Here is a 25,052-nt window from a genome sequence, read left to right as displayed (position 1 = left end):
GCCGAAAGCAATTTAGAAACTATGCAACTTATCCACAGAAATCTACTCATCGGTATTCACGATGCACTACAAGAAACTTTTTTCGAAAAAAATAAATACGCAGATAAAGTCATAGAAAGACTTTTGAAAGCTCATAAAAAATGGGGAAGCGAAGACAGAAAGGTAGTTTCTGAAATTTTCTACAACATTATCCGTTGGAAAAAACGCCTAGAATATTACATTGGAGAAGGCGCAAAACCCAATAACATTTATAGACTTATTCTAGCTTATTTGCTTTGGAGCGAAACAGAATATAAAAAATTCGAAGAGTTTCAAGGAATAAAAGTTGCGGATATTATTACCAAATTAAAGAAAGGAACCGTTCCTACTAAAGCTTTTGAACATTCTATCCCAGATTGGTTGGTAGAAACTTTAGAAAAAGAACTCGGTGAAAACTGGGAAAAAGAAATGATTGCGCTCAATGAACAAGCGCCAACAATTTTGCGTGCCAATTCTTTGAAAACCTCAACAAAACACTTAATCGAAGAACTAAAACACGAAAATGTAGAAAGTTTTCAAGTGCCGGGATTCGAAAATGCAGTACAGTTGGAAGAAAAGAAAAATGTTTTCTTAACTTCAGCTTTTAAAGATGGCTTTTTTGAAGTACAAGATGCTGGTTCCCAAAAAATTGGAGAATTTCTAGACGTAAAACCCGGAATGCGTGTAGTAGATGCTTGTGCTGGAGCTGGCGGAAAAACGCTTCACCTTGCTGCTTTGATGGAAAACAAAGGTCAAATCATTGCCATGGATATTCACGGTTGGAAATTAGCCGAACTGAAACGTAGAGCAAAAAGAGCGGGAGCTCACAATATAGAAACCAGAGAAATTACAGATAATAAAGTCATCAAAAGACTTCACGAAAAAGCAGACAGACTTTTGATAGACGCACCGTGTTCTGGTTTAGGCGTTTTGAAAAGAAACCCAGATTCTAAATGGAAAATAGACCAAGATTTCATCGATAGAATTAGAAAAGAGCAAGAAACCATTCTTCAAGATTATTCTAAAATCATTAAAAAAGGTGGAAAAATGGTTTACGCCACTTGTTCTATCTTGCCAAGTGAAAACAATGAACAGGTAGAAAATTTCTTGAAAAACAATTCTGATTTCAAATTAATAAAAGAAGAAAAAGTAATGCCAAGTACAGGTTTTGACGGATTTTACATGGCGCTGATTGAGAGAGTTTAAATAAATTTCACAATATAACTTCTAAAGCAACCTTTATGTAAGGTTGCTTTTTTTATTTATTCAACTTAAAAAAATTCGCATCCATGTTACAAAACAAGCGTTTAAATTAAAATATTTCTAAAATAAAATTAATTAGTTGAAATTATTAATCAATTTTAATATTTTATTTTTATTTATAAACTTTAAATCTATTTTTGCATACGAAACGTAAACATTTAATCAACTTTTAAAATATTTATATAAGATATGTGCGGAATTGTATGCTTGTTTGATGCGAAACAAAAAACAGACGCTCTGCGTCCTCAGATATTAGAAATGTCTAAAAAAATTAGACACCGCGGTCCAGATTGGAGCGGAATTTTCCAATCAGAAAAAACCGTTTTTTCTCACGAAAGATTAGCAATCGTAGACCCAACTTCTGGGAAACAACCTCTATTTACAAAAGACGGAAAAGTAGTTCTTGCTGTGAATGGCGAAATCTACAACCATCAAGAACTCAGAAAAGAATTCCCAGATTATGAGTTCCTTACTCAGTCTGATTGTGAAGTTATCTTGGCACTTTATAGAAAATACGGCAAAAATTTTATTGAAAAACTCAACGGGATTTTTGCATTTTCGCTTTATGATATCGAAAACGACATTTATTTAATTGCAAGAGATCACATGGGAATTTGCCCGCTTTATCAAGGTTGGGACAAACACGGAAACTATTATGTAGCTTCTGAACTGAAAGCTTTAGAAGGCGTTTGCAATAAAATTGAGACTTTTTTACCTGGGCATTTTGTTTACAGCAAAGACGGACAAGAATTGCAACAATGGTACAAAAGAGATTGGGAAGATTTTGAAAACGTTAAAGACAATGAAACCAGCATTTCAGCCATTAGAAAAGGTTTGGAAGACGCAGTACACAGACAAATGATGAGTGACGTTCCTTATGGAGTTTTACTTTCTGGCGGACTTGATTCTTCTATTATTTCGGCAATTGCGGCAAAATATGCCAAAAAACGTATTGAAAGTGGAGACGAACAAGAAGCTTGGTATCCTAGATTACACAGTTTTGCAGTAGGTTTGGAAGGTTCGCCAGATTTAGCAGCGGCAAAAAAAGCAGCAGAACATATTGGTTCTGTTCACCACGAAATTCACTTTACCGTTCAAGAAGGCTTAGACGCTGTAAAAGATGTAATTTATCACCTCGAAACGTATGATGTAACCACAGTAAGAGCTTCTACACCGATGTATTTAATGGCGAGAGTTATTAAATCTATGGGAATTAAGATGGTACTTTCTGGCGAAGGAAGCGATGAACTTTTTGGTGGATATTTATATTTCCACAAAGCTCCCAATGCTAAAGAATTCCATGATGAAACGGTAAGAAAACTAGGGAAATTACACTTATACGATTGTTTGAGAGCCAACAAAGCATTGATGAGTTGGGGAATTGAAGGAAGAGTTCCTTTCTTAGACAAAGAATTTATGGATATTGCCATGACCGTAAATCCTGCGGATAAAATGGTTACTGCTCACGAACCTAAAATTGAAAAATGGTTATTGAGAAAAGCTTTTGAAGATTTGTTACCAGAATCGATTGCTTGGAGACAAAAAGAACAGTTTTCTGACGGAGTTGGTTACAGTTGGATTGACAATTTAAAGGAAGTGGCCGAAAAAGAAGTGACTGATGAAATGATGGCGAATGCAAAATTCCGTTTTCCACAAAACACTCCTCAAAACAAAGAAGAATACAGATACAGAACTATTTTTGAGGAGCATTTCCCAAGTGAAACCGCTGCTTTAACCGTTCCTTCCGTTCCATCAGTAGCTTGTTCTACGCCAATTGCTTTGGAATGGGACGAAGCTTTCAAAAAAATGAATGATCCAAGCGGAAGAGCCGTAATTTCCGTTCATGAAGATTCTTATTAGAAATTGTTATTCAAAATTTGATATGAAGAGAAGTCTGTTCTAAAATTAGGGCAGGCTTTTTTGTAATTTATAAGACTAAAAACCTTAATTTGATTAAGCATTAAAAAAATCATATTTTTGCATAGAATTTGTATCAAAATAGAAATTTAAAAATTCCAAAAAATGTCAAAAGTAAAAGTAGGCACAGTGCAAATGACCTGTGTAAAAGATAAAAACGAAAATCTGCAAAAAGCCATCGAAAAAGTAAGAGAAGCTGCTGCAAAAGGTGCTCAAATTGTTTGTTTGCAAGAACTTTTCACGTCACTTTATTTTTGTGATGTAGAAGATTACGACAATTTTGATTTGGCAGAAGCCATTCCTGGACCTTCTACCAATGCTTTGAGTGAAGTTGCCAAAGAATTAGGCGTGGTAATTATTGCTTCCCTTTTCGAGAAAAGAGCGCAAGGTTTGTACCACAACACTACCGCAATTTTAGATGCAGACGGAACTTATCTTGGAAAATACCGCAAAATGCACATTCCAGACGATCCTGCTTTTTACGAAAAATTCTATTTCACGCCAGGAGATTTAGGTTATAAAGTTTTTCAAACCAAATTTGCTAAAATTGGTGTTCTGATTTGTTGGGATCAGTGGTATCCTGAAGCTTCTAGAATTACCGCATTGATGGGAGCTGATATTTTATTTTACCCTACCGCAATTGGTTGGGCAACAGACCAAGACGAAGAAACCAACGCAGACCAATACAACGCTTGGCAAACCATACAAAGAAGTCACGCTGTTGCAAATGGAGTTCCTGTTGTTTCTGTAAACCGAGTTGGTTTTGAACAAGATGGCGCTATGAAATTCTGGGGCGGAAGTTTTGTTGCTAATGCTCAAGGTAAATTATTGTATCTCGCATCTCACGACCAAGAAGAAGTAGTAGTTACTGAATTAGATTTATCTCAAACTGATTATTTCCGTAAACACTGGCCTTTCTTGAGAGATAGAAGAATAGATTCTTATCAACCTATTGTTAAAAGATTTATAGACGAGGAGTAAATGATAGATTTAAACAAAACCCCGAAATCAAAAGGCTACGTTTTCCCAGCAGAATGGGAAGAACACGAAGCTACTTGGCTTTCTTGGCCTCACAAAGAAGAATCTTGGCCAGGTAAATTAGAAGAAATTTATCCTTATTACTGTCAATTTATCAAAATTCTTTCCGAAGACGAATTCGTGAGAATTAATGTAAAAGACGAGGAAATGAGAAAATTTGCTATGGATTGTATCATGCAAGCTGGTGCAAATCTCGAAAATATAGAATTCTTTTTCCACGAAACCAACGATGCATGGTGCAGAGATCACGGTCCCGCTTTTTTGATTAATAAAAATGGTAACGAACCAGAAAAAGCAATCGTAGATTGGGGTTATAACGCTTGGGGAAATAAATATCCTCCGTTTGATTTAGATGATGTAATTCCTACAAAAATTGGAAAGGAATTTGACATTCCTGTTTTTCATCCAGGAATCGTAATGGAAGGTGGAAGCGTAGAATTTAACGGAAAAGGCACTATTTTGACTTCAAAATCTTGTCTTTTGAATAAAAATAGAAATCCTCACCTTTCAAAAGAAGAAATTGAAGAATATCTGAAAAATTATTACGGACAAGAGCAAGTTCTTTGGGTAAGTGACGGAATTATTGGTGATGACACTGATGGACATATTGATGACACCGTTCGTTTTGTGAATGAAAACACTGTTTTAACCGTTGTAGAAGATAATCCTGAAGACGAAAACTACGAAATCTTGCAAACCAACCTCAGAGAATTGCAAGAAATGAAACTTTTAGATGGCTCTCCTTTAAATATTATTGAATTGCCAATGCCAGATCCTGTAATTTGGGAAGACCAAAGATTGCCAGCTTCTTATGCTAATTTTTACATCTCGAACAAGCACGTTATTGTACCAACTTATAGATGTGATAAAGACGAAAAAGCTTTAGAAATTATCCAAAAATGTTTCCCAGAAAGAAAAGTGGTAGGTATAGATTCCACAGAAATTATTTGGGGATTAGGCAGTTTTCATTGTTTAAGCCAACAAGAACCATTAGTATAAACTATCAAAACCTGCAAATTTGCAGGTTTTATTTTTTGTAAATTTGATGAAATGAAAACATCACAGATTGAAAATATAGAAACCACCAAAAAAATTCTTCCATTAATATTGGCTACTGCTATTTTCATGCAGATGTTAGATTCTACTATTCTCAACACTTCTCTTCCTTCTATTGCAAAAGATTTAAACGAGTCACCGCTCAATATGCAAAATGCCATCATTAGTTACGTGTTGACATTAGCCTTATTTATGCCTATTAGTGGTTTTTTGGCAGATAAATTCGGGACGAAAAAAGTATTTATTATTTCTTTAATCCTATTCAGTTTAGGTTCTCTTTTGTGTTCACTTTCCCCAAATTTAACTGTTTTGGTTGTTTCAAGAGTCATACAAGGAATTGGAGGAAGTTTAATGACACCAGTTGGTAAATTAGCACTTATCAAAACTTTTGACAAAAGTGAATTACTGAAAGCGATGAATTTTGCTATTATCCCTGCTTTAATTGGCCCAGTTCTCGGTCCATTAATTGGAGGTTATATGGTAGATTATCTTTCTTGGCATTGGATATTTTTAATAAATCTACCAATTGGAGTTTTAGGGATTGTGCTGAGTGTAAAATATATGCCAAATTATTTTTCTAAAATCATAGATTTTGATTTTAAAGGTTTTCTATTTTTTGCAGCCGCATCTTTGTTGCTTTCCATCTCACTAGAATGGATGGGAAACGCTAAAAACATTACCCCTGTTTTATTGGTATTTTTAATGGGTTTTATTTTCATTTATCTCTATTATAAACACGCCAAAAAAGAAGAAAATCCTATTTTCCCCTTAGAATTATTCATGGTAAGAACCTTCAGAGTGGGATTTTTAGGAAATCTAGCTACCAGATTAGGCATTAGTTCTATTCCGCTATTGATTCCTTTGATGATTCAGATTGCTTACGGACAATCTGCTGTAGTCTCTGGCTGGATTGTAGCTCCGATGGCAATCACTGCCATGTTTGGAAAATCTGCCGTTATTAAAATCCTGAATCGTTTTGGTTACCGAAAAACATTGATGTTCAATACTTTTCTTATTGGCACACTCATTTGTTTAATGGCAATCCCGGGAATTAATACGTCTATTTATTGGTTTATTCCTTTAATTTTGGTTTTAGGATTTTTCAATTCTATTCAATTTACCTCTATGAATACTATTTCTATTTCGGATTTACGAGACAGCCACACCAGCAGTGGAAACTCTTTAATTTCTGTAAATCAACAAATTGCCATAGGATTTGGAATTGCATTTGGTTTAATCATTTTAAAACTTTTTGAAGGCGATACGCAACTTATCAAAGGAAATATTCACAATGCTTTTCGATATACTTTTTTGGTAATGGGAATTCTCACTATTTTATCTGGTTTCGTCTTTAGAAGACTTCATTTCAGAGATGGTGATAATATGAAATCTTAAAATCTTTCCTTGAAATAACTTTCTGAAAACGCTAAAAAAACTATATTTGCTCAACTTAAAATCAAATCAATGAATCCAGTTTTTGTAGGAGTAATTTTATCCGTTTATTTTCTGGCGCTACTTGGCGTTTCTTACTACACTTCTAGAAATGCAAATAACCAAACATTTTTTATAGGAAATAAAAATTCTAACTGGCTTTTAGTAGCTTTTGGAATGATTGGCACTTCCCTTTCTGGAGTAACATTTGTGTCGGTTCCTGGAACGGTAGGAACAGGTGGTTTTACTTATTTTCAAGTAGTTTTAGGTTATTTTTTAGGATATTTTGTAGTGGCATTTGTCTTACTTCCTTTGTATTACAAACTGAAACTCACTTCTATTTACACTTACCTCAACGAAAGATTTGGGTTTAATTCTTACCAAACTGGCGCTATTTTTTTCATTATTTCCAGAACTTTAGGTGCCACTGCTCGTTTATATTTGGTTATCAACATTTTAGACTTGCTTATTTTCCATAATGACATTACTAAAGCTACCGATATTTCTTGGAGTTTTGTTGCCATTTCTGTCGCTATTTTATTAATGATTTTAGCTTATACTTTTAAAGGTGGTGTGAAAACTATTGTTTGGACAGACACTTTGCAGACCGTTTTCATGTTAGGCGCTTTGCTTATTACTGTAGGTTATATCCTTACCAAAATGAATTTAGGAATTGGCGAAACGTGGACTCAATTTCAAGGTTTGGGTTATGATAATATGTTTGTTTTAGATGTTAATTCTAAAGATTTTTTCTTAAAATCAATTCTCGGAGGAATGTTCATTACCATTTCTATGACAGGTCTTGACCAAGAAATGATGCAAAAAAATATTTCCATCGAAAAATTAGGAAATTCACAGAAAAACATGTTCACTTTTTCGGTGGTAATGGTGATTGTAAATTTCATTTTCCTTTTTATGGGCGGACTTCTTTATATGTACGCTGCTCAAATTGGTGTAGATGCAAAAGGAGACGATTTATATCCTATTTTAGCGTTCCAAAAAATGTCGCCTCTCATTGGCGTGGTTTTCATTATTGGACTTATTTCTGCGCTATTTCCTTCTGCAGATGGTGCAATTACAGCACTTACTTCTTCTTTTTGTATTGATATTTTAGGCATCAACAGAAATCAAAAATCAGAAGTTGAAAATTCTAAAACCAGAAAAATAGTTCACCTAACGTTTACTTTAATTTTCTTGATTTTGGTTATTATTTTTAAAGTTATCAATGACAAATCCATCATTGGCTTAATTCTAAAAATCGCAGGATATACTTATGGTCCACTTTTGGGCTTATTCGCATTTGGAATTCTGACTAAACATCAGATTAAAGATAAATTGACACTTTGGGTTTGTTTAGCGGCGCCTATTATCACTTATGCACTCAGCACTTATCTAGAAAAAGCTGAATACGCCTACCAAATAGGAATAGAAGTCTTAATTATTAACGGCATCATCACCTTTTTAGGACTTTGGCTCATCAGAAAGAAATAAATTTTAAAAAATTCGGTAAATCATTGCCGAATTTTTTATTTCAAAAAGTAAGAAATCTTTTCATTTTTAATTCTTTCATGCCCCTTAAATTTAGTAAATTTGCAAAACTTATTTTATAAATCATGAGTAAATCTATTGAAGAGTTAAAAGCTCAGGCAACACAAATCAGAAGAGACATTTTAAGAATGGTTCACGCCGTAAATTCAGGACATCCAGGTGGAAGTCTTGGCTGTGTAGAATACTTTACAGCGCTTTATGGCAAAGTGATGAACTACAAAATCCCTTTCTCTATGGAAGGAAAAGGCGAAGATCATTTCTACCTTTCTAACGGTCACATTTCTCCCGTTTTCTATTCTACATTAGCAAGAAACGGATTTTTCCCAATTTCTGAACTTTCTACTTTTAGAAAATTAAATTCTAGATTGCAAGGTCACCCAACTACACACGAACATTTAGAAGGCATCAGAATGAGTTCTGGTTCTCTTGGTCAAGGTTTATCGGTAGGAATAGGAGTAGCTTTAGCTAAAAAATTAGATGGAGATTCATCTTTAGTGTATACGCTTCATGGAGATGGAGAATTACAAGAAGGACAAATCTGGGAAGCATTAATGTTTGCTGCTGCTAAAAAAGTAGACAACTTAATTTCTACAATAGATTATAACGGAAGACAAATCGATGGTGATACAGATGATGTATTATCTCTAGGAGATTTAAATGCTAAATTAAGAGCTTTCGGTTGGGAAGTTTTAGAAGAGAAAAACGGCAACGATTTAGAAGCAGTGATTGCAGTTTTAGAACATGCAAAATCTAAAACAGGAAACGGAAAACCAGTGGCTATTATTCTTCATACAGAAATGGGACAAGGTGTAGATTTCATGATGGGTTCTCACTCTTGGCACGGAAAAGCTCCGAATGATGCACAGTTAGAAAGCGCACTTTCTCAACTTTATGTAGAAACCGAAGCAGATTATTAATTCTTCTAAATTTAATACACATGAAATTTACATACACAGAAAAAAAAGATACAAGAAGCGGTTTTGGAGCAGGTTTAGCTGAATTAGCAGACAAAAATCCAAATGTAGTAGCACTTTGTGCAGACTTAATCGGTTCTCTAAAAATGGAGAAATTCATAGAAAAGGCTCCAGAAAGATTTGTGCAAACAGGTATTGCAGAAGCAAATATGATGGGTATTGCTGCGGGTTTAGCTACTGCAGGTAAAATTCCTTTCGCAGGAACATTTGCTAACTTTGCAACTTCTAGAGTTTTAGACCAAGTTCGTCAATCTATCGCTTATTCTAATAAAAATGTGAAAATCGCTGCTTCTCACGCTGGTTTAACTCTAGGAGAAGATGGTGCAACTCACCAAGTTTTAGAAGATATCGGTCAAATGAAAATGTTACCAGGAATGGTTGTAATTAATCCTTGTGATTATAACCAAACAAAACAAGCTACTCTAGCTGCCGCTGAATATGAAGGCCCTGTTTATTTAAGATTTGGTAGACCTGTAGTTCCAGTTTTCATTCCAGAAGATATGCCTTTCGAAATTGGTAAAGGAATTTTACTTCAAGAAGGAAAAGATGTTACGATTGTAGCAACCGGACATTTAGTTTGGGAATCTCTTCTTGCTGCTGAAGAATTAGAAAAAGAAGGTATTTCTTGTGAAGTAATTAACATTCACACCATCAAACCTTTAGATGAAGAAATTATTCTAAAATCTGTAGAAAAAACAGGTAAAATTGTTACAGCAGAAGAGCACAATTACTTAGGTGGTTTAGGTGAATCTGTAGCAGGAATGTTATCTAGAAAAAGACCTACTCCACAAGAGTTTGTTGCCGTAAATGATACTTTTGGAGAAAGTGGAACTCCAGCTGAATTAATGCACAAATACGAAATAGATGCAGAAGCTGTAGTAAAAGCGGTAAAAAGAGTTTTAGCAAGATAATTTAACTTATCATACCTTATAAAATAACCCTAGAAATCTTTCTAGGGTTATTTTTTGAAAAAAACAATTAAAGTGAATTTAATTTTGCAATTCTTTTTGCAATTCAATTGCTTTTGGAAACAGAATATTATTCTCTAAATGGATATGAGTATGTAAATTTTCTTCGAATTCCTGAAGCATTTTATAAGTAACCTGATGCGTGTTACATGCATCTGAAGGTGGTGTATATTGATTTAAAAGTTGGGCAATTTTTTCGAAACGATCTCCTTCATTTTCGTGTTCATGTTTCATCATCTCAATTGGATTTTCTACTGCTCCAAAATGTGGTTTTGGTAATTCTAAGCCTCTTCTTTTTGCTTCTACCATGTTTCTGATGAACGGAAATAACACCAATTCTTCTTTTTTCATGTGAGCTCCTAAATCTTCGGCAGATTGTTTAAACAATTCGTAAACTTCAATTAGCTCTGGATATCTATCGCCTTTTACTCTTCTTAATTTATCTAAAAACTGAAGCAAGTAAATGGTTTTTTCTTCTACATAACGATGATGAGTCTTCTCGATATAATCTGACAATAAATCTAAATCCCAAGCTTTAAAATCGATGTTCTGAGTTGCGTTTTGCGTTACTCTTTCTAAATCTGCATAAATATCTTCTGGATTTTTCTTTTTCACTGCACAAACTTCTTCTATACTTCTATTTCCTTTGCAACAAAAATCGATTCCGTATTTTTTAAATACAGCAGCTGTTCTGAAATCTTCGGCTACTATTCCGCCTATTGTTTTGTCTTTTATTTCCATATTTTTTTCTTTTTTGACAAGACAAAAGTACAAAAATATTTTAATAGGACAAATTTATCCGAATTAAATTTAAGAAATAAAAAAAGAACTATCTCTAGTTCTTTAAGAAGGCAATGCCTTGTTCTGTTTTAAGCGCCATATCATAGACTGATATTTCACTGAGAGAATCTCTTAATTCTTCCCTTATTCCTTTGAATTTATCGTGAAAAGGACAAGGTTTCTCAGAAGTACATTTTTCTAAACCAAATGCACATCTCGTTAGAATATCTGGTCCATCTGTAGCGAGTACAATTTCTATGAGTTTAATCTTATCAATCTTGTCTAATTCTACCGAAAAACCACCTTGTTTTCCTTTATTAGACGTCAATATCCCCTTCTTAGAAAGTGGCTGTAGAATTTTTGCAACAAAAGCTTCTGGAGCATTTGTAGCTTCAGCAATTTGTTTTACATTGGTTTTTTTACCAGCAAGAGCTTCTTGTGCTATATAAATTACCGATTTTATAGCGTATTCGCAAGCTTTAGAAAACATTTTTTAAAATTTTAATCATCATTACTACATCAAAGTTAAGCAATTTATTCGGATTTTTTTATCTTATTTGAAAAAATTCCATTTTGGTATAATCGCCAATAAACCTAATGCCACATAAGAAAACAGCGTAAACAAATCTGAATATAGCATGGTAGAAAGATAAAACTCATGCAAGTAAAAATGAAACAGAATTGCTACCGGGAATAAGATTACGCCTATTTTTCTATAAAAATAAATGCCCACAATTGATAAAAGTCCGATAATATCTACTGCGAAAATCAAATAAAAGTACCAAACAGGAATATTAATGTCTGTTTTCTGAGAATACTCGGTAAGATCTACACCTATTCCTAAAAAAGATAATGCTACCATAAAGAAAATGGCAACATAAAAAAAAGTGGTTTTTTGAGGATTTTTGTCAAAATAATTATCTTCCATTCTTAATAAATTTATAAAAAAAGCTTTTGAAAATTCAAAAGCTTTATACTTTGCGAAAATAATAAATTATTAAACAGAAATAGCATTAATTAATCTATTTTTATCACTTAGGAACTCTTCCATAGAAATCATAGATTCTGTTCTCATAACATCTTGAATGTCATCTATTTGATAAATGATTCTTTTAGCGTCTTCAGTATTTTTAGCTCTTACTTTGCAGAAGATGTTATACTTACCAGAAATTACGCTTGCTTCTACCACATTTGGAATAGACGCTAATTCTTTAAGAACTTCTTGAGTTCTATTAGATTTGGTTAATAAAATTCCAATAAATGCAGTAAAATGATAATCTAATTTACCATAATCTATATTTAAAGAAGAACCGAGGATAATTCCTGCATCTTCCATTTTCTTTACTCTTACGTGAATAGTACCTGCAGACACATCCATTTGTTTAGCGATTTCAGTGAAAGGCATTCTTGTATTTTCTACTAAAAAATCTAAGATTTTTTTGTCTATTTCATCTAATTGATAATTCATACCAGTATTTTTAGATTATTAAATTTATAAAAATTGCTATCTTTTTTTGCAAATTTATGAAATTTAATTGAAATGATAAAATATTATTTTGACAAAAAAACATTGATTTTTATCAGAAAATTTCTAAAAATCTATTACTTAGCAGAATCAATTTTAATAGTTTCGGGTTTATTTTTATTAGAATTCTTTAAAGAATCTTTCACTTTATTTTTCTTTTTGAAAAGATTATTAAAGCTTTTACTATACACTACACCAGCTCCATAGGTTTGGTTTGCAGTTGAAGTAAATGTGTTTCCTAAACCTAAGTTAGAAGGCTTAGAATAAGCTCTAAGGATTAATGAACCATCATTTTTCTTAGACACATCATATTCTATAATTCCTTCTCCAGAAAGATAATTTCCAGACATATTATCTGTTTTAGCAACAGGAATTCCAAAACCAGTTTTCAGTGTAACTCTTGGCGAAAGAATAAAATTACCACCAATATTGGCTCTATCTGCAGTATTAGAAGCTTGGTCACCTTTGATGTAATTTAAGTCAATTTGGAACTGCTCACTAATCGTATTGATTACGTTGCCCAATTGTTTTAAAACCAAATTATACCCCAAATCAGAACCCACATTCCCGATATTGATATTTCCAAATCCACCTGTACTAGAAGTATTGAAATTATTAAGAAGCAATACAGAACCAAACTGTAAGGTTTTTTCGTCGTTATTGCTCATTCTTACCGTCAAAGCTTCTTTTACTTGTGAAGAAACATCTGGAGCTTGAACATCAAACTCAATTTTAGGATTTCTAAGATTTTGGGTAATTTTCGTTTGAAGCATTACATTAATCGGTGGCAAATTACCAACTCCTAAATATTCTGTAGCATTAGAAACTGTTCTGTAATAATTTGCTGTAATATTTAATGCTGGATTAAATGGATCTCCATCCCAAGAAATGCTGCTAAATTTATCAATTTGGAAAGTTTTTTCTAGAATTGCTTTAGAAATATATGTTCCGTTTTCCACAGAATATGTTCCGTCAAGAGAAATTCTTCCATTTGGTTTCATGACAAATTTTAATTTATCTGAATCTCCTCTCACCACAATATCTCCGATATCATCTCCCACCAAAACACTTACAGTAGAACCTTTGTCAACACTCAAAAGAAGGTTAATATCCATATTTACTCCTTTTTTTGTTCCTTCACCTATACTTACCACACCCGTTTTGTCTTCTTTTAAGAATCTGAGCATTTTAAACTCATCTACAGAAGAGGTGGTATTACTATTTAAGGTAAAAATACTGTTATTCAAAATTTGGAAAGGCTCTGAATCTGTTGGTGTATCTTTACCCGCAGTAATACTGAGTTTTCCATTATCAAAACCTACATACAAGTCACCTTTTCCATAAATTTTACCCCAAAACAAATCAAAATCGCTTTGTTTAGTATCTAAAAGCATCAAATTATCCGAAGTAATTAAGACGTTGGCTCCAATATTAGAAAGATTACTCAAATTAATTTGCGCCAATGAAAGCGTTCCCGAAGAATTATTTCTTCCATCCTTAATTTTTACAGGTTCAGTAACTAAGATGTTTCCGTTTTGCAATAAGACTGTAGCATCAGCAAAAGTATAATCTACTCCGTTAAAATTAACTTTCAGACCAAAATCCTTTAAAGCAATATCTCCGCCGTAATTAATATCATTCATAGGACCATTAATCGAAACAACTCCAGTTGCTTTCCCACGGAAATTAGAGAAAATATTAGTCACAAATGCTTGCACAAACCCAAGATTAAATTCTTGCAAATCTGCAGTCAAATTTAATGTAGGAGAAGTGGTATTATTATCTATAGTTCCCGTAACTTCTAATTGATTTTTTCCTAAAAATTCAGAAGAAAGGATTTTTGCATTAATGTCAAAAATATTAGGTTGAGCACTATTTTTCGCAGAAATTACCATATCTCCCAACTGTTTTCCGCTTAAGAAAATATCTTTAACTTCTAAATCAACCAAAGGTTCGAAGCTGGTTTTGCTCATTTTCAACTGTATGTTTCCATTGGCAATCCCTTTTAGGTCAAGATTTCCTTTTTGGCTCGGTAATAAGTCTATAATTTTAGAAATTTCTACATTTTTCACATCTATATCTGCGGTGAAATCTTTGGCATCTTTAAAAGTCGCTTCCTTTACAAATAATTCGCTTTCCTCAGAATACAATCGTAGATTTTTAATGAGAAAATCTCCCGTTTTTTTACGATAAGTAATGCTATGATTGAGTTCTGGAGAAGTGTCTACATTCCAAGTAAAATTGTTAAGCTTCAGTTCTGTCGGCTCGAATCTCATTACGTAATCACCATTTGCATCAACTCCTTGATTGATGTTAATAGCATAAGATTTCAAGGTTTCCTTTTCTTCATCTTCTAATGTTCCCAGTTTGAAATTCGCAGCCAAATGAAGCAAGGTATTGTTTTCGTTTCTACCAGTAAGCATAACGTCTCTCAATACATTTTTGCTGTATTCTACTCTACCAATATTGGCAAAAATCTGTTCAGAAGGATTTGCTGTATTGATTCTGATGATTACATTATTAATCATCGCAGAATCTTTGGTTACCTTGTTTTCGTCTAGTTTATATTCTGGATTTGCTTGCGCCAAAAGTCTATCTGCTTGAGAAATTTCTTGTTTTTTAGTCAAAATATATTTTAGTGAAGTCGAATTAAGATTCAGCACTAAATCATTGGTGTTTCCGTTATACGAACCGTCAATTTTCGCACCTTCTGGAATTTTTAAATTCGGTTCAAAATAATTCACCAGTTTTTGACTTACATCAAAATTATAGGTAAACTGTTGACCTTTGTACAATCTTCTTTGTGGATTTCCGACCAAAATTTTATCAAAACCATTTTGGAACATTTTTCCTAAATCTCCCAAATTATATTTTCCAGAAATGTTTCCTTTTACCACATTCGGAATATCTGCATTTACAATTCTGTTTCCGTTTTCGAAGTAGGCTTTTACGCTACCATTCGGAACGTCTATTTTTTGGTCACCTGCATAGAAAATTACATTATTGAGCTGCGCATCAAGATTCATATCATTCAAATCTTTGAATGCTAATTTTCCATCAATGTTTCCACTGAAAACTGATTTTCCGTTACCTTGAACTCCAAAATAACTTAAATTAAGATAATCTATATTTCCTTTGATATCCGCAAAAAGTCTTGGCGTAGAAAAGTCAATTTTTCCAGTTATTTTTCCTTTTGCTTCTTCATCATTGATGGTGATAATTCCGTTATATTGTTTTTGATTAAGTGTTCCGTCTAGATACAGATTATTAATGGTTTTTCCTGTGATATCAATTTTAGAAATATTAGATTTGGTTCTTAAAGTCAATGTATTGACATCAAAACCTCTCCCATCTACATTAAATCTCCCCGAAATTAAACCTACCGCATTGTTTTTAGTAATCGCAGAAGTATTGAAATCTTTCACATCTAAAACACCAACATATCGAGGATTTTGCTGGTCAATATCAGACAAAATAATATCTGCATTGGCTCTACCAATAGTTGTAATGGCATTTCCTTTGGCAATCACTCTTTTTGGCGTAACATCTACCGCACCTTTGTATTGAATTCTTCCGAAAGGATCTGCGAAATTCTTCATTTTATTGGCTACGAAACTCGGAACCATCGCTCGAAGCGCAGGATAAGTAAAATTGGTAGAAATATTATTGGTTACAATATTGAAATTCCCTTTCAATAAATCTTTAAACTTAGTATTTTGTGTATAAATATTTACATTTTCTCCTGATAAAAGGAAATCACTGAGTCTGAAATTATTCAGGGGTCCATTCATCTCTCCCGAAAGATTGATGGCGGTATAATTATCCCATTTAGTAGCAAAATAGGAAATATCATAGCCTGAAACAGCACTTCCGCGCTTCATTTTCATTTCCCAATTCACTTTATTATTGAAATCTTGCCACTTGGTTTCTTTATCTAAATGAAAAGTAAGGTCACCTTGTAAAAGCGAATGATCGGTATAAAGTGTTAAATCCTTTAAACTCAAAAATTCTTTAGACATCGAGAAATCTGTAGAAAAAGTATCTAAAGTGTGTACTTTCCCCCATCTTTTGGTCTTAAAACTAAGATTATTAATTCTAGCAGAAATATCTGGTCCAGAAATATTAAGATGTGGTGCAATAAGATTTACATTTTCTGCTTGTAGCCATTTTCCTTCGTCCCCATCGTGATTTTGATTGATGATAGAAATTTTAGAATTTAAAATAACTACTCTAGAATTGAGTTTGAAAGGTGGTTTTTTAGGATCACTTGGTTTTCCACTATCAAATTTGGAAATAAATCTGTTAAAATTATCAATAGAATCACCTTTGTAAGTCACCACTTTTACATCTGCTTCAGAAAGCGTCAACGTAGAGAAATCAAGTTGTCTAGATTTTCCAATTTTCAAGATTGATAACCAGTCAGAATCTGCTCTAAATTGCTTGGCAAAGATTAAATCATTACTTCTGTCGTCCTTTATTCTAAGACCATGAATAATAACATCTCCCAGAATATTCACTTCTACTTTTTCTTTGGAAATTTTCACTCCAAAATCATCTTCCAAAAATCCTAAAGCTCTACTAGCTGCATAATCCTTAGTTGCAGGAAGATTGATAATAATTAAAAAGGTAAGAAATAAAAAAGATGCAATTGCGGCAAACCAAAGAAACAATTTGCCCCACCAAGAAAACTTTTGCACATCTTCTACAGCCTGAGCTACAGTTTCTTTGGCGGCTTCTACAGGATGTTCTATAGTGTGTTTTACGCCTTCTGCAACATCAGTTATTTTTTCACCAACTTTTTCTGAAATTGGTTTGTTGTTTTCGGAGTTATTATTTTCTAAATTTGCCATTAATTATGAATGAACCAATTATTTTAGGAATAGAATCTTCTTGTGATGATACTTCTGCTGCCATTATTAACGGAAATAAAATCCTTTCTAATATAGCTGCGAATCAAACGGTACACCAAGAATATGGTGGCGTAGTTCCAGAATTGGCTTCTAGAGCCCACCAACAAAACATTATTCCCGTTGTGGAAAAATCCTTCACTAAAGCAAATATACAACAAAAAGATATTTCTGCCATAGGATTTACTCGCGGACCTGGACTTTTAGGTTCTCTGCTTGTAGGAACGTCTTTTGCCAAATCTTTGGCGATGAGTTTAGATGTTCCATTGATTGAAGTTAACCATCTTCAGGCACATATTCTTTGTCACTTTATCGAAGATGCAAATCCGATGCCACCTAAATTTCCATTTCTCTGTCTTACCGTTTCTGGGGGACACACCATGATTGTTTTGGTGAAAGATTACTTCGATATGGAAATCATCGGGAAAACCATTGATGATGCAGCTGGTGAAGCTTTTGACAAAATCGGAAAAATCATGGGCCTTGATTATCCTGCAGGTCCAATTATCGATAAACTCGCTAAATTAGGAAATCCAGATGCTTTTACTTTTGGAAAACCTAAACTCGAAAACTACGATTATTCATTCAGCGGAATTAAAACTTCGGTTTTATATTTTCTTCAAAAACAACTGAAAGAAAATCCGAATTTCATTCAAGAAAATGTAGAAAATCTTTGTGCTTCTGTTCAAAAAACCATTATTGATGTTCTCATGAAAAAATTAGAAAAGGCTGCCAAAGATTACGATGTAAAAGAAGTAGCGATTGCAGGTGGCGTTTCTGCAAATTCTGGTTTGAGAGAAGCTATGCAGAATAATGTAGAAAAATTAGGCTGGAACGTTTACATCCCGAAATTTGAATACACTACAGACAATGCAGCAATGATTGCCATGGTTGCAAAACTGAAATTCGAATGTGGAGAATTTACAGATTTAAGAACCAGCGCAACTGCGAGATACGATATGTAAGGATGTTGGATGATGAAAAATAATAATATATCGTAATTTTAAATTTTTAAACAAACTCATAACTTTTAACTCATAACTAAACAATTATGGCTTCAGGCTTTTTTGCAATTTTAGATGATATCGCTGCATTGATGGACGATGTAGCAGTTGCTAGTAAACTGGCAACCAAAAAAACAGCAGGAATTTTAGGAGACGACTTGGCTGTAAACGCCGAAAAAGCGACAGGCTTCCTTTCTTCTAGAGAATTACCTGTACTTTGGGCAATTACCAAAGGTTCATTTCTTAACAAATTGATTATTTTACCCATTATTTTTGGGTTAAACTGGTTATTTCCTGCAGCCATCAAAATCATTTTGGTGATTGGTGGTTTATATTTGGCTTATGAAGGTGCCGAAAAAATTATAGAATTTTTCTTTCATAAAAATGACCACAAAACAGAACACGAAGAAGCTTTAGATGTGATGGATGATCCTATCGCTGCAGAAAAAGCAAAAGTAAAATCTGCTATCACTACTGATTTTATTTTGTCTTTAGAAATTGTAATTATTGCTTTAGGTTCTGTATTAGACCAACCGCTTCTTAACCAAATTCTAACCGTTACAGTCGTTTCAATCATCGCTACAATTGGAGTTTACGGAATTGTAGCTTTAATTGTAAGAATGGACGATGCTGGATACAAACTGCAAAAAAAATCTAAAAAAGAAGGCGGAATTTTATTTAATATTGGTCAATTGCTTATCAATATGTTACCTTGGGTAATTAAAATTTTAGGAGTAGTAGGTACTATTGCTTTAATTTTAGTAGCTGGAGGAATTTTCCTACACAATGTAGAATATTTACATCATTTGGTTGAAAATTTACCTACTCCTGCTATTGTCAATGAATTTGGCGCTGGAATTATTGGCGGTTTATTGATGGTAATTTTGATTACAATTGGCAAAAAAATCATTTCACTGTTCAAAAAATAATAAAATGAAACTTTTCTTTGGCGAAATTATTCCAGATGTAAAAATTAATGACGAAGAGCAACAGCACATTGTGAAAGTTCTTCGTATGAAAGAAGGCGAAGAAATCTTTGTGACAGACGGAAAAGGAAATCTCGCCAAAGGAAACCTCGTTTTTGAAGGGAAAAAAGTCAGTCTGAACGTTACGGAAGTTCAAGAATATTTCCCAAAACTCACCAGACAATTGCATATTGCGATTGCACCTACCAAAAATATCGACAGAATTGAATTTTTTGTTGAAAAAGCAACAGAAATGGGTATTTCCGAAATTACCATTCTGAATACTGAAAAAACAGAACGTAAAAACCTGAACATCGAAAAACTCAGAAAACAAGCTGTTGCAGCCTCTAAACAAAGTTTAAGATTCTTCTTCCCAAAAATTAATGATATTACAAAACTTTCAGATTTTATTAAAAATGTAAATCCGGAAATGACTTTTGTGGCGCATTGTGATGTTGCTTTTGAACGCATCAACCTTAGCGAAATTCCAGAATTGACCAACCCTACTTTTCTGATTGGTCCAGAAGGTGATTTTTCTGAAAAAGAAATTAAAATGTTAGCCGAAAAAGGCATTAAAGCTGTTTCACTGGGACACCAAAGATTGAGAACAGAAACCGCAGGGATTTTCGTAGCTGCGTGGAATTACTATAAGTCAATAAGTGAATAGTCAATTTTTTCCTTCGGAAAAAGTGAATTTTAAAAATTTTCTCGCTGATTCAGCAGATTTAGCAAATTCTCTTTAGCGGAGAATTATTGATATTTCATCAGTGTAATCTGCGGGACTAACCTTTCAAAAACCTTTCCAAAAGTTCTTCTCCGCTTCTGATGGAATTTACTGTCCATCTGATTTTCATTTCTAGTAATTTTTCTTCGGACAATTTATAATCAATTCCAGATTTCATGAGTTTTTGCTTCAATTCGTACATACAAATTGCGGCGGCAACAGAAACATTAAAACTTTTCGTAAAACCATACATGGGAATGGCCAAAGTTTCGTCTGCAAAATCTAAAATTTCATCAGAAACGCCTTCCAATTCAGTCCCAAAAACCAATGCAATCGGCTCTTTTACTTCGTAATCGGGCAACATGGTCGCGTTATTTTCTGGAGAAACCGCCAAAATTTTATAACCTCTGTTTTTGATTTCCTTCAAAGAATCTAAATTATTGGGCATTTTTTCAACTTTCACCCAAGTTTCTGCACCTTTCGTCACCTTCAAATTTGGGTTGAAAACATTTTCTTCTTCCAAAGCAACCACATGATGAAAACCGCAGGCTTCCACACTTCTTACAATTGCTGCTGCATTACGGAACTGATACACATCTTCCATCACGGGAAGTACAAAATCTGAACTCTCCTGAGAAAAATGCTCTATTTTGCTCAATCTTTCATCGGTAAGAAATTGTTTTAGATAATCAAAAGTTTCTTGAAGTCTGTTTTTAGGAATCATTTGGCAAAATTGCAAAATATTTTAGAAATTAACTTTAAATTTTTAACTTTAAAGTCTGAAAAATTCTACAAAAAAGAAAATTTTACATGAAAAGAAAAGTCCTCATCATATACACAGGCGGAACCATCGGAATGGAGAAAGATTATGAAACCAATAGTCTTCGCGCTTTTGATTTCAATCATATTTTCAATAAAATCCCAGAGATGAATCTGCTGGAATGCGAGGTAAGCGTTCATCAGTTTTCAGAACCATTGGATTCATCAGATGTAGGACCAGAAGAATGGAAGGAAATCGCACAACTGATTGAGAAAAATTACCACAGTTTTGATGGATTTTTGATTCTTCACGGAACAGATACGATGGCTTATACTGCTTCTGCACTGAGTTTCATGCTTAAAAATTTAAGAAAACCTGTGATTTTGACGGGTTCGCAATTGCCAATCGGGGATTTAAGAACTGATGCCAAAGAAAATTTGCTTACTAGTCTTTATTATGCGAGTTTATATCAAAATGATGAAGCGGTGGTACAAGAAGTAGCGCTCTATTTCGAATATAAACTATTGAGAGGAAACCGTTGTTTAAAATATTCTGCTGAGAATTTCGATGCATTTATCAGTCCAAACTACCCTATTTTAGGAGAATCTGGTGTTCACTTGAAGGTGGAAGAAGCCATGCTGTACAGAACGCCTTATCAAGAAGATTTTTCGGTGGATTTACATTTGAATGACAGCATTCTTTTGTGGAGAATTTTCCCTGGAATCAATTTAGAAAGTTTGCCTCAAATTCCTAAAATCAAGGTTTTAATTCTTCAAGTTTTCGGTTCTGGAACGATTTTCAGCAATAAAAAAACGGAAGAAGTGCTTCAAAAAATCAGAAATAACGGAACTGAAATCGTGGTGATTTCTCAATGTGTTTCTGGTGGAATAAGCATAGGGAAATACAATAACAGTAACATTTTCAAAAAGATAGGCGCAATAAGCGGTCATGACATCACTGCCGAAAGTGCCTTGGCAAAAGCTATGCATTTAATCGATAACCCGAATTATTCAGGAAATTTTGCAGAAAATTTTAAGAAAAATCTGCGCGGAGAAATTTCGGAAATTGAAGAATAAATTCTACCTTTGCCATCTGAAAAAGAAAGGTGTCCGAGTGGTTGAAGGAGCTACCCTGGAAAGGTAGTATACGGGTAACTGTATCGAGGGTTCGAATCCCTTCCTTTCTGCAATACGAAATACAAATTTCATTAAAACCCTTTAAAATGTACGTTTTAAAGGGTTTTTTTGTTTTATGTAATATCATAAATAACTAAAAATATTCAATCTGTAAAGGTGTAATTAGGTGAGTATCAAAAAATCACAAAAGTACTCACCTATCTCTCTTGAAAGTGCTTATAGAAAGCCATTTCAATAATTGAACATCTTGTAGGTTCTTAGGGTCAAAAATAAATTTATAACCCTTAAATATCACCACACATGAACCACTACAATTTACTTTTCTACGCCAAGAAAACAAAAGGCAATACCGAATTTTCTACAATTTACTTGCTTATTACCATTAAAGGACAGCTGCCGAAATTTCCACGGGACAAATAATTCGTACTTCATCTTGGAACTCCAATTCAGGAAAAGTTTCAGGAGGTGAAATACATTCAAAAACGATCAATTCATTTTTGAACAATTTGCAATTAAAAATTCTACAATGTTACAATGAATTATTAAACTCTTGCAGGGAAATAACGGCTATTACTCTTAAAATTAATTTTCTTAGGATAGAATAATACCGAAACTTTTTCATTCATACTGCTGACTTTAAAGATTAAAATAAATTTAAAGTGCCCTTTTTTACAAGATGTTCAAAAATGAAACAAGCTTATTCATGGACTTTTCTAGAGAATTCGGTTACTTGTATGTTAAAAAATTTAGAGGTAACCGAATAAGTCACCTCACTAACTGAGAAAAATTGATATTATTTGATATCTAATAAAAACAAAAAGCCCCTAAATCTTACGATTTAAGGGCAATTGCTTGAAATTAAACATTTCAACGTGGTTTCTCCAGGAATCGAACCAGGGACACACGGATTTTCAGTCCGTTGCTCTACCAACTGAGCTAAGAAACCTAAATGATTTAAAATAAAAACTTCCAATAAAAACCCTTAAATTTTTAAAAATTTAAGGGCAAATTGAAAAATATAAGTGGTTTCTCCAGGAATCGAACCAGGGACACACGGATTTTCAGTCCGTTGCTCTACCAACTGAGCTAAGAAACCAATTTTCTTTTGTCTTAGTTTTTAAGTTGTGCAAAATTAAACACTTTTTATATACAATGCAAATATTTACTCTTTAAATTTTAACCAAACACTAAAACAATTGATTTTCAAGTTAATTATTTTTTAACTTTCTTTTAATTGTTCGCTCATTTCTTCTAAAACGGGCTTAATCGTACTTTCTGGAAGGTCACTTATTCTGATATACATGAGTCCATCTATCGCATCATTGAAATTAGGGTCTACATTAAATGCGATAACCTTAGCATTTTGCTTGATGTATTTTTTAATTAAAACGGGCATTCTCATTTCCGGCTCTAAATCATCGATAAGTTTATCAAACTTATTCAAATCATTATCTAAACCTTCAAAAAAGAGGTGTTTTTCCTTTACTTTTAGTTTTACCTTAAAATCGTTTTTAGGATGCACGTATTGCGCAACCACAGAATCATAATAATGAGAACGCATAAACTCAATCATCAAAGATTTAGAAAAATCTGAGAATTTATTACTGATGCTTACTCCACCCATTAAGAATTTATGTTCAGGATTTTTGAGGCAAACATGCACAATTCCTCTCCATAATAAGAACAGTGGTAATGGTTTTTGCTGATATTCCAAATTTACATAAGCACGCCCCATTTCTATCACTTTTCTAAAGAATGGCTGTATTTCTTGGTCAAACTCAAATAACGAACTGGTATAAAAGCCATTAATTCCATATTTTTTCATGACTTGAGCACCTAAAGCCATTCTATACGCTCCAGCGATTTTTTGAGCACTATTATCCCAAAGAATGAGGTGATGGTAATGCTTATCATACTCATCTAAATCAAAAGGCAGATTGGTCCCCTCTCCTATTGCACGAAAGGTTAACTCACGCTGTCTTCCGATTTCTCTCATCATTGAAGGGATTTCGTCATATTCGGTGAAATACACTTCGTAATTAGAGTTGGAAAATAAGAGTTTATCTTTCTTTTTAAGATTTTCTATATCTTTTAGAATGTCTTCATGAGGTGTTTCGTCTATGATATTCTGAATCACTTCTTGTCCAGATTTCAGCGGAAATTTAATCGGCAAATTAGACAGTTTAAAGAGCTCCGCAATGGATTTTCTCCTTTCATAGTAAGACTTCATCATGTAGACTTTCTTTCTCAGGAAATCGCCTAATTCTTTCACCGATTCATATTCTTCTTGGATTTTTGGCGAAACAGGCTTTCCTATTCTAATTCTAATGGGCTTGTCTCTTTTCTTCATCATTTCAGAAGGAAGCAAGAGCGTTTGTAAATCTGCATGAATTTTGGCAATGCTATAAAACTTGCTCGAATTCTTGGTATGGAAATACATCGGAACCACTGGAACCTTAGCTTTTTTTATCAATTTAAGCGCTGGAATTTCCCATTCTTTATCCAGAACTTCATCAAAAACATTATTGCGATTCGACACTTCTCCCGCAGGAAAAATCCCGATACAACCGCCTTCCTGAAGGTGTTTCAATGTATCACGCATTCCAGAAATACTGCTGTATGCTTCTTTTCTGGTTTCAAAAGGATTCACAGGAATCACATAATCTTTCATAGGCTCTATTTTCTGCAAAAGAAAATTACCCATGATTTTAAAATCAGGTCTAATTTCTGTAAGGATTTTACACATTAGAATCCCATCTATCGCTCCTAGAGGATGATTGGCTACCAAAATGAAAGGTCCTGTTTTAGGGATTTTAGCCAAATCTTCTTCGAAGGCTACATATTGGATTTCTAATTTTTTGAGAAAAGCATCAAAAAAAGCTACTCCATCATGGTGTTTTATGCTGTCATACAATCTATTGACATCATTCAATCTGGTAAGTCCCATAATGGTAGAAGCAATCGGACTTTTAATAAATCCGAATTTCTGCAATCCTGCTGCTTTGATAAAATCTTGTTTAGAAATGAGGCTCATGGTT

Annotated in this window: 19 protein-coding genes and 3 tRNA genes; 13 read left to right on the top strand and 9 right to left on the bottom strand. The window is 33.5% G+C overall.

The annotated features are described in order from the left end of the window. Window positions 1-21: 21 nt before the first annotated feature. The 8 genes from C3729_RS00530 (at window position 22) to C3729_RS00495 (ending at window position 10,156) form a co-directional block, all read left to right on the top strand. A complete protein-coding gene (locus C3729_RS00530; protein ID WP_104792350.1) occupies window positions 22-1,224 on the top strand; it encodes an RsmB/NOP family class I SAM-dependent RNA methyltransferase in 1,203 nt (400 codons plus the stop codon). A gap of 246 nt (window positions 1,225-1,470) precedes the next feature. Next, complete coding sequence (asnB, locus tag C3729_RS00525) at window positions 1,471-3,141, top strand: asparagine synthase B (RefSeq protein ID WP_104792349.1); 1,671 nt, start codon at window positions 1,471-1,473, stop codon at window positions 3,139-3,141. Window positions 3,142-3,303: 162 nt separating this feature from the next. Further along, window positions 3,304-4,179, top strand: a complete 876-nt coding sequence (locus C3729_RS00520; RefSeq protein ID WP_104792348.1) for a carbon-nitrogen hydrolase — start codon at window positions 3,304-3,306, stop codon at window positions 4,177-4,179. Continuing rightward, window positions 4,180-5,235: an agmatine/peptidylarginine deiminase gene (locus C3729_RS00515; RefSeq protein ID WP_104792347.1), complete on the top strand. Its 1,056-nt coding sequence runs from the start codon at window positions 4,180-4,182 to the stop codon at window positions 5,233-5,235. It begins immediately after the preceding gene. Between the two features lie 51 nt (window positions 5,236-5,286). Beyond that, window positions 5,287-6,687 carry an MFS transporter gene (locus C3729_RS00510; RefSeq protein ID WP_104792346.1) on the top strand — a complete coding sequence of 467 codons (1,401 nt, stop codon included), beginning with the start codon at window positions 5,287-5,289 and terminating at the stop codon, window positions 6,685-6,687. A 69-nt stretch (window positions 6,688-6,756) separates the two neighbouring features. Beyond that, window positions 6,757-8,214: a sodium:solute symporter gene (locus C3729_RS00505; protein ID WP_104792345.1), complete on the top strand. Its 1,458-nt coding sequence runs from the start codon at window positions 6,757-6,759 to the stop codon at window positions 8,212-8,214. Between the two features lie 122 nt (window positions 8,215-8,336). Then, complete coding sequence (locus tag C3729_RS00500; RefSeq protein WP_104792344.1) at window positions 8,337-9,188, top strand: transketolase; 852 nt, start codon at window positions 8,337-8,339, stop codon at window positions 9,186-9,188. A 20-nt stretch (window positions 9,189-9,208) separates the two neighbouring features. Next, a complete protein-coding gene (locus C3729_RS00495) occupies window positions 9,209-10,156 on the top strand; it encodes a transketolase family protein (RefSeq protein WP_104792343.1) in 948 nt (315 codons plus the stop codon). 78 nt (window positions 10,157-10,234) lie between these two features. On the opposite strand, the gene ric is transcribed toward C3729_RS00495, so the two are convergent. The 5 genes from ric to C3729_RS00470 form a co-directional block, all read right to left on the bottom strand. Further along, on the bottom strand, window positions 10,235-10,954 hold the full coding sequence (gene ric, locus C3729_RS00490; protein ID WP_165785690.1) for an iron-sulfur cluster repair di-iron protein: 720 nt from the start codon (window positions 10,952-10,954) through the stop codon (window positions 10,235-10,237). Between the two features lie 94 nt (window positions 10,955-11,048). Beyond that, a complete protein-coding gene (locus tag C3729_RS00485) occupies window positions 11,049-11,483 on the bottom strand; it encodes an RrF2 family transcriptional regulator (RefSeq protein ID WP_069799414.1) in 435 nt (144 codons plus the stop codon). Window positions 11,484-11,546: 63 nt separating this feature from the next. Beyond that, the gene (locus C3729_RS00480; RefSeq protein WP_104792342.1) at window positions 11,547-11,921 is read right to left on the bottom strand and encodes a hypothetical protein; all 375 of its coding nucleotides are present in this window, start codon (window positions 11,919-11,921) and stop codon (window positions 11,547-11,549) included. A 69-nt stretch (window positions 11,922-11,990) separates the two neighbouring features. Then, entirely contained in the window at window positions 11,991-12,461 is a 471-nt protein-coding gene (locus C3729_RS00475; RefSeq protein WP_069799418.1) for an Lrp/AsnC family transcriptional regulator, read from the bottom strand. A gap of 134 nt (window positions 12,462-12,595) precedes the next feature. Further along, window positions 12,596-17,368: a translocation/assembly module TamB gene (locus tag C3729_RS00470; RefSeq protein ID WP_104792341.1), complete on the bottom strand. Its 4,773-nt coding sequence runs from the start codon at window positions 17,366-17,368 to the stop codon at window positions 12,596-12,598. Window positions 17,369-17,373: 5 nt separating this feature from the next. On the opposite strand from C3729_RS00470, the gene tsaD reads away from it, so the two are divergent. From tsaD to C3729_RS00455, 3 genes are all read left to right on the top strand, one after another. Beyond that, a complete protein-coding gene (tsaD, locus tag C3729_RS00465; RefSeq protein ID WP_104792340.1) occupies window positions 17,374-18,390 on the top strand; it encodes a tRNA (adenosine(37)-N6)-threonylcarbamoyltransferase complex transferase subunit TsaD in 1,017 nt (338 codons plus the stop codon). Between the two features lie 86 nt (window positions 18,391-18,476). Next, window positions 18,477-19,358, top strand: a complete 882-nt coding sequence (locus tag C3729_RS00460; RefSeq protein WP_104792339.1) for a DUF808 domain-containing protein — start codon at window positions 18,477-18,479, stop codon at window positions 19,356-19,358. 4 nt (window positions 19,359-19,362) lie between these two features. Further along, window positions 19,363-20,061 (top strand): RsmE family RNA methyltransferase, encoded by a 699-nt coding sequence (locus tag C3729_RS00455; RefSeq protein WP_104792775.1) that lies wholly within the window; start codon window positions 19,363-19,365, stop codon window positions 20,059-20,061. Window positions 20,062-20,176: 115 nt separating this feature from the next. Here the strand turns inward: C3729_RS00455 and C3729_RS00450 are convergent, their stop codons facing one another. Continuing rightward, window positions 20,177-20,842: a TrmH family RNA methyltransferase gene (locus C3729_RS00450; protein ID WP_069799428.1), complete on the bottom strand. Its 666-nt coding sequence runs from the start codon at window positions 20,840-20,842 to the stop codon at window positions 20,177-20,179. Window positions 20,843-20,928: 86 nt separating this feature from the next. On the opposite strand from C3729_RS00450, the gene C3729_RS00445 reads away from it, so the two are divergent. Both C3729_RS00445 and C3729_RS00440 read left to right on the top strand, forming a co-directional pair. Beyond that, on the top strand, window positions 20,929-21,954 hold the full coding sequence (locus C3729_RS00445; RefSeq protein WP_104792338.1) for an asparaginase: 1,026 nt from the start codon (window positions 20,929-20,931) through the stop codon (window positions 21,952-21,954). A gap of 23 nt (window positions 21,955-21,977) precedes the next feature. Next, window positions 21,978-22,064, top strand: a tRNA-Ser gene (locus tag C3729_RS00440). 823 nt (window positions 22,065-22,887) lie between these two features. Here the strand turns inward: C3729_RS00440 and C3729_RS00435 are convergent. The 3 genes from C3729_RS00435 to C3729_RS00425 form a co-directional block, all read right to left on the bottom strand. Next, window positions 22,888-22,960, bottom strand: a tRNA-Phe gene (locus tag C3729_RS00435). A 77-nt stretch (window positions 22,961-23,037) separates the two neighbouring features. Next, a tRNA-Phe gene (locus tag C3729_RS00430) sits at window positions 23,038-23,110 on the bottom strand. A gap of 123 nt (window positions 23,111-23,233) precedes the next feature. Beyond that, a complete protein-coding gene (locus tag C3729_RS00425; RefSeq protein ID WP_104792337.1) occupies window positions 23,234-25,048 on the bottom strand; it encodes a lysophospholipid acyltransferase family protein in 1,815 nt (604 codons plus the stop codon). Window positions 25,049-25,052 lie beyond the last annotated feature (4 nt).

This window comes from Cloacibacterium normanense (assembly GCF_002943105.1).
Taxonomy (GTDB): Bacteria; Bacteroidota; Bacteroidia; order Flavobacteriales; family Weeksellaceae; genus Cloacibacterium.
Note: the sequence above shows the minus strand (reverse complement) of the source record. Positions and strands in the feature narration are given on the sequence as shown.